13 protein-coding genes are annotated in these 17,025 nt (G+C 38.3%); 10 read left to right on the forward strand and 3 right to left on the reverse strand.

Annotation, left to right across the window (positions count from 1 at the left end; all coding sequences use genetic code 11):
* Window positions 1–25: 25 nt before the first annotated feature.
* Window positions 26–400: a large conductance mechanosensitive channel protein MscL gene (gene mscL / locus BGM26_RS16145; RefSeq protein WP_217040999.1), complete on the reverse strand. Its 375-nt coding sequence runs from the start codon at window positions 398–400 to the stop codon at window positions 26–28.
* Window positions 401–730: 330 nt separating this feature from the next.
* Here mscL and BGM26_RS16150 point away from each other — a divergent pair, with 330 nt between their 5' ends.
* From BGM26_RS16150 to BGM26_RS16165, 4 genes are all read left to right on the forward strand, one after another.
* Window positions 731–1,918, forward strand: a complete 1,188-nt coding sequence (locus tag BGM26_RS16150) for a hypothetical protein (RefSeq protein WP_217041000.1) — start codon at window positions 731–733, stop codon at window positions 1,916–1,918.
* A gap of 491 nt (window positions 1,919–2,409) precedes the next feature.
* Complete coding sequence (locus BGM26_RS16155) at window positions 2,410–3,252, forward strand: basic amino acid ABC transporter substrate-binding protein (protein ID WP_217041001.1); 843 nt, start codon at window positions 2,410–2,412, stop codon at window positions 3,250–3,252.
* 81 nt (window positions 3,253–3,333) lie between these two features.
* Window positions 3,334–3,990, forward strand: a complete 657-nt coding sequence (locus BGM26_RS16160; RefSeq protein ID WP_217041002.1) for an amino acid ABC transporter permease — start codon at window positions 3,334–3,336, stop codon at window positions 3,988–3,990.
* Window positions 3,987–4,709 (forward strand): amino acid ABC transporter ATP-binding protein, encoded by a 723-nt coding sequence (locus BGM26_RS16165; RefSeq protein WP_217041003.1) that lies wholly within the window; start codon window positions 3,987–3,989, stop codon window positions 4,707–4,709. The genes BGM26_RS16160 and BGM26_RS16165 overlap by 4 nt, the downstream gene beginning before the upstream one ends.
* Before the next feature lie 353 nt (window positions 4,710–5,062).
* Here BGM26_RS16165 and BGM26_RS16170 read toward each other — a convergent pair whose 3' ends face one another.
* On the reverse strand, window positions 5,063–6,295 hold the full coding sequence (locus BGM26_RS16170; RefSeq protein WP_217041004.1) for an aminopeptidase: 1,233 nt from the start codon (window positions 6,293–6,295) through the stop codon (window positions 5,063–5,065).
* Window positions 6,296–6,493: 198 nt separating this feature from the next.
* A complete protein-coding gene (locus tag BGM26_RS16175; protein WP_217041005.1) occupies window positions 6,494–8,218 on the reverse strand; it encodes a sigma-54 interaction domain-containing protein in 1,725 nt (574 codons plus the stop codon).
* Window positions 8,219–8,582: 364 nt separating this feature from the next.
* Between BGM26_RS16175 and hutU (BGM26_RS16180) the strand changes: the two genes are divergently transcribed.
* From hutU (BGM26_RS16180) to hutI, 6 genes are all read left to right on the forward strand, one after another.
* Complete coding sequence (gene hutU / locus BGM26_RS16180) at window positions 8,583–10,304, forward strand: urocanate hydratase (protein WP_217041006.1); 1,722 nt, start codon at window positions 8,583–8,585, stop codon at window positions 10,302–10,304.
* A 291-nt stretch (window positions 10,305–10,595) separates the two neighbouring features.
* Window positions 10,596–11,456, forward strand: coding sequence for a basic amino acid ABC transporter substrate-binding protein (locus BGM26_RS16185; protein WP_217041007.1), 861 nt, complete (start codon window positions 10,596–10,598; stop codon window positions 11,454–11,456).
* A gap of 69 nt (window positions 11,457–11,525) precedes the next feature.
* Entirely contained in the window at window positions 11,526–12,182 is a 657-nt protein-coding gene (locus BGM26_RS16190) for an amino acid ABC transporter permease (RefSeq protein WP_217041008.1), read from the forward strand.
* Window positions 12,179–12,901, forward strand: a complete 723-nt coding sequence (locus BGM26_RS16195; RefSeq protein ID WP_217041009.1) for an amino acid ABC transporter ATP-binding protein — start codon at window positions 12,179–12,181, stop codon at window positions 12,899–12,901. Before BGM26_RS16190 ends, BGM26_RS16195 begins: the two co-directional genes overlap by 4 nt.
* An 813-nt stretch (window positions 12,902–13,714) precedes the next feature.
* Window positions 13,715–15,436, forward strand: coding sequence for a urocanate hydratase (hutU, locus tag BGM26_RS16200; protein WP_217041010.1), 1,722 nt, complete (start codon window positions 13,715–13,717; stop codon window positions 15,434–15,436).
* Window positions 15,437–15,634: 198 nt separating this feature from the next.
* Window positions 15,635–16,882 carry an imidazolonepropionase gene (gene hutI / locus BGM26_RS16205; protein ID WP_217041012.1) on the forward strand — a complete coding sequence of 416 codons (1,248 nt, stop codon included), beginning with the start codon at window positions 15,635–15,637 and terminating at the stop codon, window positions 16,880–16,882.
* The last annotated feature ends 143 nt before the right edge of the window (window positions 16,883–17,025 follow it).

Consider the following 17,025-nt stretch of genomic DNA (forward strand, 5'->3'; position numbering starts at 1 on the left):
GTAAAAAAGAGTTTCAATAAAAGTATTATTTTTCTTTTAATAAATCTCTAATTTCAGAAAGAAGCTCTACCTTCTTATCCACTTCAACTGCTGAGGGCTTTTCTTCTTCCTTCTTTTTAAACCGGTTATTAATAATTCGAATGAACATAAAAATTGAAAATGCTACGATGAGGAAGTCAACGACAGTTTGGATGAATGCTCCATATTTAACTTCAGCCTCTCCCAATTTGACGGAAAGCCGTGAAAAATCCACTCCACCTATAAGCAGCCCGACTAGTGGCATAATAATATCATCAACGAGCGAAGCAACAATTTTCCCAAATGCAGCTCCGATAATAACCCCGACGGCAAGATCCAATACATTTCCCTTAAGTGCAAACTTCTTAAATTCTTTCAACAAAACTTTGCAACACCTTTCACAAAAAAATTAATGTTATTATACTATGGAGGCTGTGAAGAAACTAGGTAATATTGTCATGATTAGTATTATTGTAATAGCAAGCCGATTTTACAGTTTTTCCAGCTATCTTCGTATGAAGTAGAAAGCAGATATATATTATTATCGAATATGATCTTATAAAACCTGAACGAAAGAGCTGTTTTTGAAAATGGGTATATTGGAAGATTTGTAGAATCCGATCCTATTTGTTACACTTTTAACATACTAATATTTTTTAACCGTTAACAATCTTTGAAACCAAAAATGTTTTAATAAACTAGGGAGACTTTAATGAAAAATTTTATATATAAATTATCTTTAATTGTGCTATCAGGAATTGTAACAGCTTGTACAAATGAAACGAATGCTTCGATTAATATAGAGAAAACAACTTATGAAAAAAACAGATTGGCAACTGCAAAGGATAAGCCAGCTGTCGTCCAAGAGGGAAAAGAAAAGAAAGATACGGTATGGCTAAAAGAAAAATCACTTTACCAATTTGAAGCCATGGACGGGATGCTTGAATACAATGTGTTTCTTTTTGCTGAAGATGAACAAAGTATTTTGAATGAAGAAGATCGTCCAGAAGGGAAAAAGGGCGATCCGATAAAAAAAGGCCATTATTCTGTATATCTTGCTGAAAAGGATTCAACCGTCGCCTTTAAACAGGATGTTTTCGATGATTTAGGCGCATTAATTTTTAATTCTAAGACTGAACAGGGCTTTTCATTAAATTTGGGGAATAAAATGCTAATTGCCATTATTCAGCATGAGGATCAAGGATATTCAACGCCCTATATAATTGCGATTAAAGATGGTGAAATAAAGAGGGTTCAATTAGAGGGAGATTTACCCTTCATTTTTGGAACACAAATAAAGATCATTAACCAGAAATACATGCAAACAGCCCATTTGCTTGAAGATCGCGATTTTGTATTTATAACCTGGGAATTTGACGCGGAAGCGATGACATTATTAAAGTTAGATGAATCATATTTGAAAGAGGGCAGTAAAGCCGAAAATTTAGGGGAGTATTGGTACAAACTTTGGAGTGAGAAGAGAGAGCATTATTTTCCATTCCTGAATCTCGAGCTTACTAAAGATGTCATTGAAAAAGCGAAGAAAGGCATCCCATTAGGAAGTCCTTATCCGATTGGAACGAATATTACTGAAATCAAAAAGACGGACCCTAATTTCATGGAAGAAGGCTTTCAGAATGGAGAGCCTTATTTGATGTACCCTGAAATTACCTATTATTATGAAGAGGCATCAGGCATCGTGACGGCTGTTTCTATCCCCGGTGAGCGGATGAAAACAACCTTAGAGGAAGTAAAGAAATTGTTTGGCGAACCCTTTCAAGAAGGCAAAGATGACTTAAATGACGGAATTCGTGCTGTTTACATGGCTGACAAATATATAATCGAAATTGTGACTGATGAAGACGGAAAAGTGACAAGTGTTTATCTGCGGAAAAAGTAAAGAGAAACTTCCATTTTGAAAGCTGCCTGTTAGTAAAATACGAAAAAAATCATGCGGTATAATTCCACATGATTTTTTCTCGTGTCAATAATTAGATTTAAAACGCCCAATCCCCACATAAATGCTGCTCTATTTTCAGCAAGGGCTTCCATTTCTTTCGCGCGCCATTCTGGATATTTATTAACTGCCTCATCTGAAGCTAAATCGTATTTGTGCGCATGACTCAAGAATCTTTATTGGCAAGCCTTTATTGTATGTTTTTTTATCATTTATAGCAGTTTTTAACCTTAATAAAATAATCAATAGAAATCTTGTTTCAGAAAAAAGTATAATAGTTACAATCTGAATATACTGAAAATTGCGAATCAACCTAGATGATTCAGTCGTTTTAACATTAAATAGTTTACTTTAAAGGGAGGCATTCATTTGGAAAATTTACACCATTAGTTTTTGTAAGGTAAATAAAGTATTTAATCCAAGGGGGGAATTCAATGAGAAAGTTTACACTTTTTACTTTAGTCATGATTTTCACACTAATTCTAGCAGCTTGTGGTTCAAGCCAGACTAGTAACGGAAGCAATAGTAATGGCGAAAAGCCGGCCAATAATGAAAGCAATGAATCAGATAAAGAAAAGAAAAAACTCAAGATTGGAACAGATGCGCATTATCCACCGTTTCAATCGATTGAAAATGGCGTGATTGTCGGATTCGATGCCGATTTATTAGTGGAGCTTGGAAAAGAAACAGGATATGAATATGAATACGTCAATCTAGGATGGGAACCATTATTTCTTGAGGTTAAAGACGGCATTTCAGATTTTGGATTGTCTGCTATTACAATCAGTGATGATCGGAAACAAACGTATGATTTTTCAGTTCCTTACTTTTTATCGACAAACAAGATCTTAGTTTCTGAAGGCAGTGATATTAAAAGTATAGCTGACCTAGAAGGCAAAGTAGTGGCCATTCAAAACGGAGCATCAGGTCAGGCAGCTCTTGACAAAGTTCTTGGCAAAAACAATCCAAATGTTAAAAAATTCGAAAATAATGGTCTCGTAATTATGGAATTGGCGAGCGGTGGGGCTGATGCGGCCGTTGCCGACAATGCTACACTCGAAGAGTATGTCAAAAAGAATCCAGATCAAAAACTTGTTGTTGTTGAAGATAAAGAAGGCTTTGACAATGAATTTTACGGAATGATGTTTCAAAAAGGCAGTCCACTAAAAGCTGAAATTGATGCAGCTCTTACGAAGCTTATCGACAATGGAACATATGCCGAAATATATGAGAAATGGTTTGGTGTACAGCCAGATTTAGAAACATTAAAAGAATAGAATTAATAAATAGAGAAATAAAATTGCGTAATTCTTAAAAAATAGTATTACGCAATTTTAGATTAATAAGGAGGTAGGTTAATGGGATTTCGCTTAGATCTCATCGCAGAATATATTCCATTCTTTTTGAAAGGGACGTTGTTGACAATCGGGTTATCGATCGTAGGGACTTTGCTTGGGACCGTATTGGGGTTAGGAATCGGACTAGGTAAAATGGCTAAGAAGAAGCCGATTGCATTTTTTTTCCATTGCTATATTACATTTTTCCGTGGAACACCTTTATTTGTGCAATTATTTTTAGTTCATTTTGGGGTAGTTCCTTTTTTTATTGGACATACCAATGGGATTTTGGCCACAATTATAGCTCTATCTTTAAATGCAGGAGCTTACATTGCTGAAATTTTCAGGGCCGGAATCCAATCCATTGATAAGGGTCAAATGGAAGCAGCCCGTTCTTTGGGTATGAATCATGTTCAAGCAATGAAAAATGTTATTTTGCCTCAGGCTTTTAAGAGAATGATCCCGCCTCTTGGGAACGAATTCGTTGTTCTTATAAAAGATTCTTCCCTTGCAGCAATTGTGGCAACTCCTGAACTTATGTACTGGGGACGGGCAATGGCTGGTAATTATTTCATCGTATGGGAGCCGTACATCACAGTCGCACTTATTTATCTTGTGTTAACTACTTCTATGAGTTTCTTATTAAATCGTCTTGAAAGAAGGTTGACAACAGAATGATTCAAGTGAAGAATTTAAAAAAATCTTTTGGCACTAATGAAATTTTAAAAGATATTAATGTAGATATTAAGCCTCGGGAAGTTGTGGTGGTTATTGGACCGTCAGGATCAGGAAAATCTACATTCTTAAGGTGCTTAAATATGCTTGAATCGATTACAGGCGGACATGTTTTGATAGAAGGCATTGATCTAACTGACAAGAAGACAGACATTAATAAAGTAAGAACCGAAGTAGGAATGGTCTTTCAGCAATTTAATTTATTTCCACATAAAACCGTAATTGAAAATATTATGCTTGCCCCAATGAAAGTAAGAAATATATCTGCGCATAAGGCAAGGGAAAAAGGCCTTGAACTTTTACGCAAAGTAGGGCTTGAAGAGAAAGCGAATGTATATCCGGATTCATTGTCTGGCGGGCAAAAGCAGCGTGTCGCCATAGCGAGGTCTCTTGCAATGGAGCCGAAAATTATGCTCTTTGATGAGCCGACATCAGCATTGGATCCAGAAATGGTCGGAGAAGTACTAGAAGTAATGAAACAACTAGCTAAAGAAGGAATGACAATGGTTGTAGTGACCCATGAAATGGGATTTGCTCGTGAAGTTGGCGACCGTGTCTTGTTTATGGACGGAGGCTACATAGTTGAGGAAAATCAACCTAAAGAGATATTTGAAAATCCGCAGGAAGAAAGAACAAAAGCCTTCTTAAGTAAGGTTTTATAAGACATTCGGTATTAGAAGTTTTTCTCAGATTAACGGACAGCAAAACCCCCACATCAAGACTTCTGAAGCCAAAAAAAAAAATCCTACCTTGAATATAACTTTACCAGAAAGAGTAAATGTTTAAATGACCGTATGGAATACTGAGGAAATTGATTACTTTCTTAAACACTCTCAAAATCACCGCTTTTACACAGTGTTTTTAATAGCAATAAATACAGCCACGTGTTACCTAGTATGCAAAAACACGTGGCTGAAGAATTATGATAAATTGCTTAATTTTTAATATAATGTGACCAATTTTGTGACCATGCAATAGAAGTAAAGCTCTAATTGGCTATATATCAAGGGAATTCTTAAAACGCCCAGTCTCCATTACGGAAGACAGGCTCAGTTGTTCCATCTTCTTTCACGCCGTCAATATCCATTTTGGCTGAGCCAATCATGAAGTCAACATGTGTTAAACTATCGTTTAAACCGTGCTCTTTTAGCTCATCGCTGGACATCTGCTTCCCGCCTTCAAGACAGAATGCATAGGCACTGCCAATCGCAAGGTGGTTTGAAGCATTTTCGTCAAATAATGTGTTATAGAAAAGAAGGTTTGACTGAGAAATCGGCGAATTGAACGGGACGAGGGCAACTTCTCCAAGATAATGAGAACCTTCATCTGTGCTCACTAGCTGTTTTAAGATTTCTTCACCTTCTTCTGCCTTTACATCGACAATGCGGCCATTTTCAAATGTCAGTGTGAAGTTATCGATTATATTTCCGCCGTAGCTCAAAGGTTTCGTACTTGAGACAGTACCATTGACGCCGGTTCTTAATGGAACAGTGAATACTTCTTCTGTCGGCATATTCGCCATAAATTCATGGCCCTTCTCATTCACACTGCCAGCCCCAACCCAAAGGTGTTTTTCAGGAAGCTCGATTGTTAAGTCTGTTCCAGGTGCTTTATAGTGAAGTTTTTTATATTTTTTACTGTTTAAGTAATCCACTTTTTCATGCAAGGCCTCGTCATGTTTTTTCCAGGCTTCAACAGGATTTTCTAAGTCAGTACGTGTTGCTTTAAAAATCGCTTCCCAGAGCTTTTGTACCCGTGTTTCTGCGGGCTCATTCGGAAATACTTTATCTGCCCAAGCTGCAGAAGGTGCTGCAATAACTGTCCAGCTAACTTTATCGGACATGACAAATTTGCGGTATTTAGAAAGAGCTGTCCCAGCTGCCTTTTGGAAGTTGCTAATCCGCTCCGATTTGACCCCTTTTAAAAGATCAGGGCTTGCGGAAACAATCGACATAAATGCTGCACCATTTTCAGCAAGGGCTTCCATTTCTTTAGCACGCCATTCTGGATATTCATTAAATGCTTCATCTGGAGCTAAATCGTATTTCGTCTTAGTGACGGCATCATCCGTCCAGTTAACAATCACATTATAAGCGCCTGCCTCATATGCCTTTTTGACAACAAGGCGGACTAATTCGGCTGAATCAAGAGTCGTATTAATAACAAGTGTCTGGCCCTTTTGGACATTAACACCTACCTGAACAGCTAAATCCGCATATTTCTCTAAGTTCTTATGAAAATCAGTCATTATGTAATCTCCTTTTCCAGAAACTTCATTAGTATTGTAGCTTTTCTGATTGAAAAAAGAAACTTTCTAAAGTAATTCGACCACCACTATCATAACTAAACCCATCTAAAAAAATAGAAGTTCTGTTAATTCCTAATGCCAGTGATATCGTTTATGGAAAAATGAGCTTCTCTTCTACACTTATGAAGCAAATTTACCTTATTTCTGGGTGCGAACCGGCTTTTCAAGGCCAAGCTTTTTTATATGATACTGCAGGCTTTGCCGGGTAATTCCAAGTGATTTTGCAGCCTTAGATATGTTCCAATCCATTTGTTCTAATGTCTTTTGGACATAGTGTTCCTGAGCGTTCGTAAATAAGGATTTAAGGGGCTTGTTATTGATTTTTTTTTGATCATTCGTTTGATCTGTAAGATCGGAAAGGATTTTTCTTCTCATATAAGCTGGAAGGTGATCAACTTCAATGGCATGATCGGATTCATTCGCTCGTATAATCAAATTTTCGATTAAATGCTCAAGTTCCCGCGTATTTCCAGGCCAATGATATTGGAGTAGAATTGAAAACAATGCTTTTGAAAGATCCGGAACGGATTTGGTGAATTTCTTCCGATAAAACTCGAGGAAGTATTCGACAAAAAAGTGAATATCTTCTGTACGCTCCCTTAAAGGCGGGATGTAGAGGCTTGTATGAGCAATTCTGTAAAATAGATCAAGACGCATTTTTCCTTCCGAGATCATTTCCTCTGGGTCCTCGTTTGAGGCACTGATGACAGTACACTCCACAGGCGTAACTTCATTGGATCCTACTCTTCGAACGAAACGATCCTGTAATACTCGCATTAACTTTGATTGTAATGTTATCGGCATTGAGTTAATTTCGTCGAGAAAGAGAGTGCCGTCTTTTGCATATTCAAACAGTCCAATTTGGTTCGTTGCCCCAGTAAAGGCTCCTTTCACCGTTCCAAATAAGGTGCTTTCCAATAGGTTTTCAGGAATTGCCGCGCAGTTAATCGCAACGAAAGGGCTCCCCGCTCGCGGACTGTGATTATGCATACTTTGCGCAAACAGTTCCTTTCCTGTTCCTGTTTCGCCAATTATTAGAACATCGGTATTATGAATAGAAATATTTTGCGCTTCTTTTATTAAATTTTTTAATGCGAGGCTTTTGCCTTTAATATGGTCAAACGTAAAGATCGTTCCGTTTTTCAAATCCAATTTATCCTTATCGTCCATTTCAACAATTTGTCTTTTTTGCTCAATTGTTTGATGGAGCCGATCCTTAAGCCTAGATTCATTTGTACTTAGTGAAAAAACAGCAATCGTTTCTCCATCCTTTTGAATTGGAAATGTGCTGTAATTTACATACTTAGGTTTTCCGTTAACTGTCGAGTGTGCTCTATATCTAGAGAAAATAGGTTTTCCAGTCTTAAATGTGTGCTTGTGCTCGGAATTTTGCGGTTTATAATTATAGGCTGACCATAGATGTTTACCAATAACCTCTTGGCTATTTAATCCTTCCATTTTTTCCTGCGCTATATTATATAAGACAATCTCTCCTTCAGGATTACTCATCATTACCCCTTCATCCAGTGATTCGATAATCTTTTCAAGACAATATAATCGGGCTTTCGAATTTGTTAATAAATTAGTTTTATCATCAATACATAAAACGATGTATTGATCGTCTGCAGGGAAAATTTTCACTTCAAATTGAAGCTTCTTTTGGCCAATTGTCATGCAAAATGTTTCATTATTTACAAAGCTTATTTCTTCGCAAGGGATAATTTCAGAAATATGTATGCCGGATATGACTTCTATTGGGATTTGTGTATTGATATCAGTCCATACAACCTCATGTAGTTCATTTAATACGATAACACCGTCTACAAAACTTCTAATTAATGACCCGATTGATGCTGCAATCAACTTTTTCCCCTCCTAAGTGACTCCCTTGCTCTGAATATATCACTAATTTACAATTTTTAAAATAGTCTGCGTGATGCAAATTCTGTCTGCACACTAATAATAAAAGCGTTTGCAGTAACTTGACCGGTGATTGATAAATTGAAATCAAATAACTGCAAGAAATATCTGCGATTTTTTTCACCGGAATTTTTTATTTTTGTTAGTAGAAGTGTTTATTTACGAATGGGGAATTGTCAATACCCTAGGTTAGAGACTAGATTTTAGCATATATATCTGAGAATTCTGCCTAATGTGATTCATTTGGCATAGTACTTGCAATATATAAAGTTAGGATCGAAAAATTCTTATTTAGGAGGAAACATAGATGTCAAAACCAGAAATCTTATATTCAGTTAAAGCGCAAAGAGGACCAGAACTTCGTTGTAAGGGCTGGAGACAAGAATCTATTTTGCGGATGCTTGAAAACAATATGGAGAATGCTGAAAAACCAGAAGAGCTAGTAATCTATGGTGGAATCGGAAAAGCGGCTCGTAACTGGGAATCCTACCATGCCATCGTCAAATCATTAAAAGAGCTTGAAGATAACGAAACACTTGTCGTGCAATCAGGGATGCCGGTTGCGGTATTTAAAACACATAAATATGCGCCAACAGTTGTAATGGCAACGACAAATATTATGAAGGCAGACTGGCCAACTTTCTATGATTTACAAGATAAGAACTTAACGATGTATGCCAACTATACGGCTGCTCCTTGGGAATACATAGGAACACAGGGTGTTATCCAAGGCACATTCGAAACATTATCAGCGATTGCACGCCTTTATTACAATGATTCCCTTGTTGGAAAAATCCTTTTAACAGCTGGTGCTGGTGGAATGGGCGGAAACCAAACGAGAGCGATGACAATGCATGGCGGCGTAGCGATTCTATGTGACTCGAATGTTGAAATTATCAACAGAAGAATTGAAAAAGGATTTATTGATTGTTTGGCAGATTCCTTGGATGATGCGATTGCGATGGCAAAACAACATGCAGCTGAAGGCAAACCACTTGGTGTAGCGGTTGTTGGAAATGCAGCTGATATTTTCGAAGAAGTTCTTGAAAAAGGATGGTTACCAGACATCTCAACTTCCATGACTCCAGGACACGATCCAATTTCCTACTTGCCAGCAGGTTATACGGTTGAAGAAGCGGAAAAGCTTCGTGATACAGATCGTGATCTTTATTTAGAAAAAGCACGCGAAACTATGGTTCGTGAGTTGAAAGCACTAATCAAATTTATGGACCTTGGTGTGCATTCATTTGAATACGGCACAAGCCACCGTAAAGAGTGTATCGATGCAGGCATGGATGAAAAAGAAGCAAAGCGTTTACCAGGTTTTGTAGCTGAATACCTGCGTCCGCTCTTCTGTGAAGGCCGCGGCCCATTCCGTTGGATCTGTCTATCAGGCGATGCAGAAGACTTAAGAAAAATTGATGATATGATTTTAGAGAAATTTAGTGATGACTATCTTGTAACGCGCTGGATTAAACTTGCGAAACAGCATATTCCAATTGAAGCATTGCCAGCTCGTATTTGTTACATGGGCTTTGGACAGCGTAAAGCATTTGCATTAGAAGTTAACGATATGATCCGCCGCGGCGAACTATCAGGTCCGGTTGCATTCTCACGTGATAACTTAGACTCTGGTTCGATCGTGAATCCGACTTTCGAATCTGAAAACATGAAAGACGGCAGTGACTTAATCTCTGACTGGCCGGTATTGAACGGACTTCTAAACGCTGTTGGCATGTGTGACCTGATCGCCCTTCAAGCGAACTACTCCATGGGCGAGGCTGTGCATACAGGTGTAACAATGATTGCGGATGGAACAGATGAGTCTGATATGAGATTAGAAGTCGCGATGACCGTTGACTCTGGAATCGGAGTTGTCCGCCACGCGCAAGCAGGTTATGAAATTGCCCAAGATGTGGCTAACGGGAAAGGGAAATTAACAAAAGAAAGCATTCAAATCCCATTATGGTGGTCACCGAAAGCGACATTTGGTCCGAAAGATTTAGAGAAAGAAGATGTGAAGGCGTAGGGACTCATGGATAGAATATAGAGATCCGAATAGTATTGGATCTCTACCATTCTTTTAACATTATTCCTGTAAAAAACATTTGAATCCCAGCTAAACCATAGCCAAAAAAGAGTAATTACTATTCTAGTAGTGTATAATCATGCGAAAAAAATTATATTAAATTATCCTTGCATAAAGAAAAGGATAAATGTAAAATAAATTTGAATCTGAATTTACAGAATATTTGGAACCCCACCTTGATTATTCAGGTTGTACTGTAATAAATATATTTAATCTAAAGGGGGCAATTAAATGAAAAAGTTCACACTTCTAGCTATTGTTATGATTTTCTCTCTTATTCTAGGAGCATGTGGGACAAGCCAGTCTAGCGGCGAAAGTCAGACAACTGGTGGAAATCAAACCGCGGATGAAAATGAGAGTAAAGACCCAGGGTCAGAAAAGAAAAAACTTAAAATCGTAACAGATGCAAACTATGCACCATTTGTATTTTTAGATAAAGGTGAAATGGTAGGATTTGATGTAGACTTTATGAATGCGGTTGCAAAAGAAGCGGGATATGAATTTGAAATGGTTAATGTTGGCTGGGACCCTTTATTTGTCGAGGTTAAAGGCAAGACTGCTGATCTAGGAATAAATGCGATTACGATAAATGATGATCGGAAACAAACATACGATTTTTCAGTTCCATACTATTTATCAACAAATGAAATTCTAGTTCCTGAAGGCAGTGATATAAAAAGTGCTGCTGACCTAAAGAACGACAAGATCGTATCAGTTCTAGGCGGAACGACAGGGCAGGAAGCAATTGAGGCCCTACTAGGCAAAAATCATAAGAATATTAAAAAATTCGATAATAATAATCTGGCAATTTTGGAGATGATTAGCGGCGGAGCTGATGCTGTTGTTGCGGACAACGCAGTAGTTGAAGAATACGCAAAAAATAATCCTAACCAAAAACTAGCTATAATTAAGGATGAGGAAGGCTTCGAGAATGAATTTTATGGCCTTATGTTTCCGAAAGGCAGTGAATATAAAGCCGATTTTGATGCAGCCGTTACGAAAGTTCTTGAAAACGGAACATATGCAGAAATTTATGAGAAATGGTTTGGTGTAGCACCTGACACAGATACGATACTAAAGCAACAGCAATAAGCAGCAAAACAAATTGCGTAACTCTTAGAGAATAGTTACGCAATTTTGGTTTAATTGGGGGGGAAATTAATGGACTTTAGACTGGACATCATAGTAGAATATGTTCCTTTCTTTTTGAAGGGGACGCTCTTGACAATCGGATTATCGATTGCAGGGATTTTGATAGGGACAGTACTTGGATTAATCATTGGATTAGGGAAAATGACGAAAAATAAACCTATTTCATTATTCTTCAATTGCTATATTATATTTTTCCGTGGAACGCCTTTATTTGTGCAATTATTATTAGTCCATTTTGGTGTAGTGCCCATGTTAATTGGACATACAAACGGGATCGTAGCTAGCATCATTGCTCTTTCCTTGATTGCGGGTGCATATATTGCTGAAATCTTCAGGGCAGGTATCCAATCCATTGATAAGGGTCAAATGGAAGCAGCCCGTTCCCTAGGCATGAATCATGTCCAAGCAATGAAAGATGTTATTTTGCCTCAAGCCTTTAAGCGAATGATTCCACCCCTTGGGAATGAATTCATTGTTCTTGTGAAAGAATCCTCACTGGCGGCAATTGTGGCAACCCCTGAACTTATGTATTACGGACGAGCACTAGCAAACACATATTACCGCGTATGGGAGCCGTACCTCACAGCAGCACTTATTTATCTCGTGTTGACTACTACTTTAAGCTTTTTATTAAATCGTCTTGAAAGAAGGTTGGCAACAGAATGATTCTAGTAAAGAATCTAAAGAAATCGTTTGGGGAAAACGAAATTTTAAAGGATATAAATGTAGCCATTAAGCCTCGGGAAGTCGTGGTAGTTATTGGACCATCGGGATCAGGAAAATCGACATTTTTGAGGTGTCTAAATTTGCTTGAGTCCATTACTGGCGGTCATGTTACGATCGAAGGCACTGATATTACGGACAAGAAAACAGACATTAATAAAGTAAGAACCGAAGTAGGCATGGTATTCCAGCAATTTAATTTATTTCCGCATAAAACCGTCATTGAGAATATTATGCTTGCTCCGATGAGAGTAAGAAATATCCCTGCGGAGAAGGCGAGGGCAAAAGGAATTGAACTCCTTCGTAAAGTAGGGCTTGAAGAGAAGGCAAATGCTTATCCGGATTCGTTATCAGGCGGGCAAAAACAGCGTGTCGCCATTGCGAGGGCCCTAGCGATGGAACCGAAAATTATGCTCTTTGATGAACCAACCTCTGCATTGGATCCAGAAATGGTTGGAGAAGTGCTTGAAGTAATGAAACAACTGGCCAAAGAGGGGATGACAATGGTTGTTGTGACCCATGAAATGGGATTTGCCCGTGAAGTCGGTGATCGTGTTTTATTTATGGATGGCGGTTTCATAGTAGAAGAAAATATCCCTAATGAATTATTTGAAAACCCGCAGCAAGAAAGGACGAAATCCTTCCTAAGTAAAGTATTATAGATTGTTAATATCTAACATCGACTGAAATTGGGTCGATGTTTTTTTGAAGGCTGTTTTCTAAAATTTGTTGTTGTTTGCATGAACTGCAATATCGCGCTTATAGATCCGCTTGAACATTTTTTACGTACCGGGCAAATAGAACGGCTCTATAAGCCCTTAACCACGGTATTTCTTCATAAGATGTCCAATAGAACGGCTCTATAAGCCCTTAACCATGGTATTTCTCTATAAGATGTCCAATAGAACGGCTCTATAAGCCCTTAACCATGGTATTTCTCTATAAGATGTCCAATAGAACGGCTCTATAAGCCCTTAACCATGATATTTCTCTATAAGTTGTCCAATAGAACCACTTAAGGAGTCTTGAAAGCGGAATACGCGAACATCAATAGTTGTTCATAATTAAAATCTCTATAGAATTAATACTTTGAAAACGGAATTCCCTTGAAAGATTAAAAGATCACAATTTAAGTTTTTTATTAAAAAAGTTTTTGAGGATATTGGATTAAGAAATTTAATAGTCTGCATGCAAAAATTATCTGCACCCTATTAATGAAATCGTTTACAACCTTTTAGACAATAATTGTCGGAATACTGGAAAAGGTGCAAAAAACACCTGCGATTAATTTTTTCTGAAATTATTTTTTTAGTAAAAGGAGAAGGAGTTTTTGCTGAGTGGTTTTCGAAAATAGTTATTAGAGGGCCCGTTTTTATATATTGTCAAAAAAATTGATTTAATTAGATAACATTGGCACGAGACTTGCAATATATAAAGTTAGAATCGCAATTACACTAATTTAGGAGGACAAATACATGTCAAAACCAGAAATCTTATATTCAGTGAAAGCACAGAGAGGCCCTGAACTTCGTTGTAAGGGCTGGAGACAAGAATCTATTTTGCGGATGCTTGAAAACAATATGGAAAATGCGGAGAAACCAGAAGAGCTAGTAATCTATGGTGGAATCGGAAAAGCGGCTCGTAACTGGGAATCCTACCATGCCATCGTCAAATCATTAAAAGAGCTTGAAGATAACGAAACACTTGTCGTGCAATCAGGGATGCCGGTTGCGGTATTTAAAACACATAAATATGCGCCAACAGTTGTAATGGCAACGACAAATATTATGAAGGCAGACTGGCCAACTTTCTATGATTTACAAGATAAGAACTTAACGATGTATGCCAACTATACAGCGGCTCCTTGGGAATACATAGGTACTCAGGGCGTTATCCAAGGCACATTCGAAACATTATCAGCGATTGCACGCCTTCATTACAATGATTCCCTTGTTGGAAAAATCCTTTTAACAGCTGGTGCTGGTGGAATGGGCGGAAACCAAACGAGAGCGATGACAATGCATGGTGGCGTGGCGATTCTATGTGACTCGAATGTAGAAATTATCAACAGAAGAATTGAAAAAGGATTCATTGATTGTTTAGCAGATTCCTTGGATGATGCGATTGCGATGGCAAAACAACATGCAGCTGAAGGCAAACCACTTGGTGTAGCGGTTGTTGGAAATGCAGCTGATATTTTCGAAGAAGTTCTTGAAAAAGGATGGTTACCAGACATCTCAACTTCTATGACACCAGGCCATGACCCAATTTCCTACTTACCAGCTGGCTATACAGTAGAAGAAGCAGAAAAGCTTCGTGATACTGATCGTGATCTTTATTTAGAAAAAGCACGCGAAACAATGGTTCGTGAGTTGAAAGCGTTGATTAAATTTATGGATTTGGGTGTGCATTCATTTGAATACGGCACAAGCCACCGTAAAGAGTGTATCGATGCAGGCATGGATGAAAAAGATGCGAAGCGTTTACCAGGTTTTGTAGCTGAATACCTGCGTCCGCTCTTCTGCGAAGGCCGCGGCCCATTCCGCTGGATCTGTCTATCAGGTGATGCAGAAGATTTAAGAAAAATCGATGATATGATCCTAGAGAAATTTAGTGACGATTACCTTGTAACGCGCTGGATTAAACTTGCGAAAGAGCATATTCCAATTGAAGCATTACCAGCTCGTATTTGTTACATGGGCTTTGGTCAACGTAAGGCATTTGCATTAGAAGTAAATGATATGATCCGCCGCGGCGAACTATCAGGTCCAGTTGCATTCTCACGTGATAACTTAGACTCTGGTTCGATCGTGAATCCGACTTTCGAATCTGAAAACATGAAAGACGGCAGTGACTTAATCTCTGACTGGCCGGTATTGAACGGACTTCTGAACGCTGTTGGCATGTGTGACCTGATCGCGCTTCAAGCGAACTACTCCATGGGTGAGGCTGTTCATACAGGTGTAACAATGATTGCGGACGGAACTGCCGAGTCTGACATGAGACTTGAAGTTGCGATGACCGTTGACTCTGGAATAGGGGTTGTCCGTCATGCACAAGCAGGTTATGAAATCGCACAAGATGTGGCCAACGGAAAAGGGAAGTTAACGAAAGAAAGCATCCAAATCCCATTATGGTGGTCACCGAAAGCGACGTTTGGCCCGAAAGATTTAGAGCCGGAAAACGTAAAGGCATAATACACATAGAACATTGCATGTAGAGATCCAAGTAAGTTGGGTCTCTACCGTTCTTTTAAATTGCTAGATTTATTACGATTTTTCGTATTATAAAAGAGTTCCCTCTTATTATTGGAATTCTTTAAAATAAAACGTGGTTTTGCACACGATTTTTCAAAAACTAAACTGTGCGCTTTCCTAAATGGAGGTATTGTAAAAATGTCTGAAACAAAAGTGAAGGTAAAGGTTGATTTAGTAATCAGCAATGCTGCAGAAGCAGTTACTTGTGTAGGAGAAAGCATGGAGGATATCGGCGTACTAACATATGCCTGGATAGCTATCAAAGATGACAAAATTGTTGGCGTTGGATCGGAAGATGAGGTCAAAAACAAATTTGACATTGAGCAATCGGATTTTATTGATGCAACCGGGAAAGTGGTTGCACCCGGGTTTGTAGACTCACATACCCATTTAGTTTTCTATGGGACTCGTGTCGAAGAGTATGCTGCTAAATTGACCGGAAAACCAGAAAAGTTAGAAAAGCTTGCTATAACAACAGGTCCGAATCGTACGGTTGAGCTTACTCGCAATACACCGGCTGAAGAATTATTTGAACAATCAAAAAAACGTGTCATGTCGATGCTAGAGCATGGAATAACCACTATTGAAAGTAAAAGCGGCTACGGATTGACGACAGAGAGTGAGATCAAAATTCTAGAAGTGGGCAGAAGGCTTGGGGAAGAGACACCACTTGATGTGTTAAATACATTTTTAGGAGCACATGGCTTTCCAGAAAATATGACAAAAAGTGAGTACCTTGACGTTATTATCAACGAAATGATCCCCCAAGTAGGTGAGCGCGGACTCGCAGAATTTTGCGATGTTTGGTGCGATGAAGGCTATTTTACGGCTGAAGAATCAGAATTAATTTTGAAGGCTGGCCTAAAGTACGGTATGAAGCCGAAAATTCATGCAGACGCCTACTCATATATTGGCGGAACCGATTTAGCGGCGGAAATGAAAATGGTGTCTGTTGACCATTTAAATTACACACCTGTGGAAGTAATGGAAAAACTGGCAGAGGCAAAAGTTACCGGCGTTCTAATGCCAGCATTAGATTTTGCTGTTGGCCATAAGCAGCCGTTTGATGCCCGGAAAATGCTTGATTTAGGTATGAACATCGCTTTGGCAACTGATCTCTGTCCAGCATGCTATACAGAATCGATGCAATTTGTTATCAACCTTGCCTGCCGATTGTATAAATTTTCAGTTGAGGAAGCCCTAAAGGCTGCTACATACGGCGGAGCAAAAGCGCTTGATTTAGATGACAGAGGCGTAATTCAAGAAGGAAAATTAGCAGACTTGCAAATATGGGATGTCCCTACGTATAAGCATATTGCTTATGAGCTAGGAACGAACATCGTAGAGACAGTAATTAAAAATGGAAAAGTCGTAGTAAATCGCTAGTTGAGTGAATTTCATAATGTATTAAACCAAACCGAAAACGAATGAGATTATAGTTATTATCGTATTATTCTAGTTTAAGTGAACATAAGAATATTAACCTAAATAAACTGTTCGTTTTCAGTAAAAAAGTGCTTTATTAAATT

The sequence above is a fragment of the Bacillus sp. FJAT-29790 genome (assembly GCF_019039215.1).
In the GTDB taxonomy this organism is placed as follows: Bacteria; Bacillota; Bacilli; order Bacillales; family Cytobacillaceae; genus Cytobacillus.

Bases quoted from the DNA above. Each gene is read 5' to 3' on its own strand.
- BGM26_RS16195 (WP_217041009.1), top strand. From the start codon at position 12,179: ATGATTCTAGTAAAGAATCTAAAGAAATCGTTTGGGGAAAACGAAATT.
- BGM26_RS16150 (WP_217041000.1), top strand. From the start codon at position 731: ATGAAAAATTTTATATATAAATTATCTTTAATTGTGCTATCAGGAATT.
- BGM26_RS16160 (WP_217041002.1), top strand. From the start codon at position 3,334: ATGGGATTTCGCTTAGATCTCATCGCAGAATATATTCCATTCTTTTTG.
- hutI (WP_217041012.1), top strand. From the start codon at position 15,635: ATGTCTGAAACAAAAGTGAAGGTAAAGGTTGATTTAGTAATCAGCAAT.
- hutU (WP_217041010.1), top strand. From the start codon at position 13,715: ATGTCAAAACCAGAAATCTTATATTCAGTGAAAGCACAGAGAGGCCCT.
- BGM26_RS16185 (WP_217041007.1), top strand. From the start codon at position 10,596: ATGAAAAAGTTCACACTTCTAGCTATTGTTATGATTTTCTCTCTTATT.
- BGM26_RS16165 (WP_217041003.1), top strand. From the start codon at position 3,987: ATGATTCAAGTGAAGAATTTAAAAAAATCTTTTGGCACTAATGAAATT.
- hutU (WP_217041006.1), top strand. From the start codon at position 8,583: ATGTCAAAACCAGAAATCTTATATTCAGTTAAAGCGCAAAGAGGACCA.
- BGM26_RS16170 (WP_217041004.1), bottom strand. From the start codon at position 6,295: ATGACTGATTTTCATAAGAACTTAGAGAAATATGCGGATTTAGCTGTT.
- BGM26_RS16190 (WP_217041008.1), top strand. From the start codon at position 11,526: ATGGACTTTAGACTGGACATCATAGTAGAATATGTTCCTTTCTTTTTG.
- BGM26_RS16155 (WP_217041001.1), top strand. From the start codon at position 2,410: ATGAGAAAGTTTACACTTTTTACTTTAGTCATGATTTTCACACTAATT.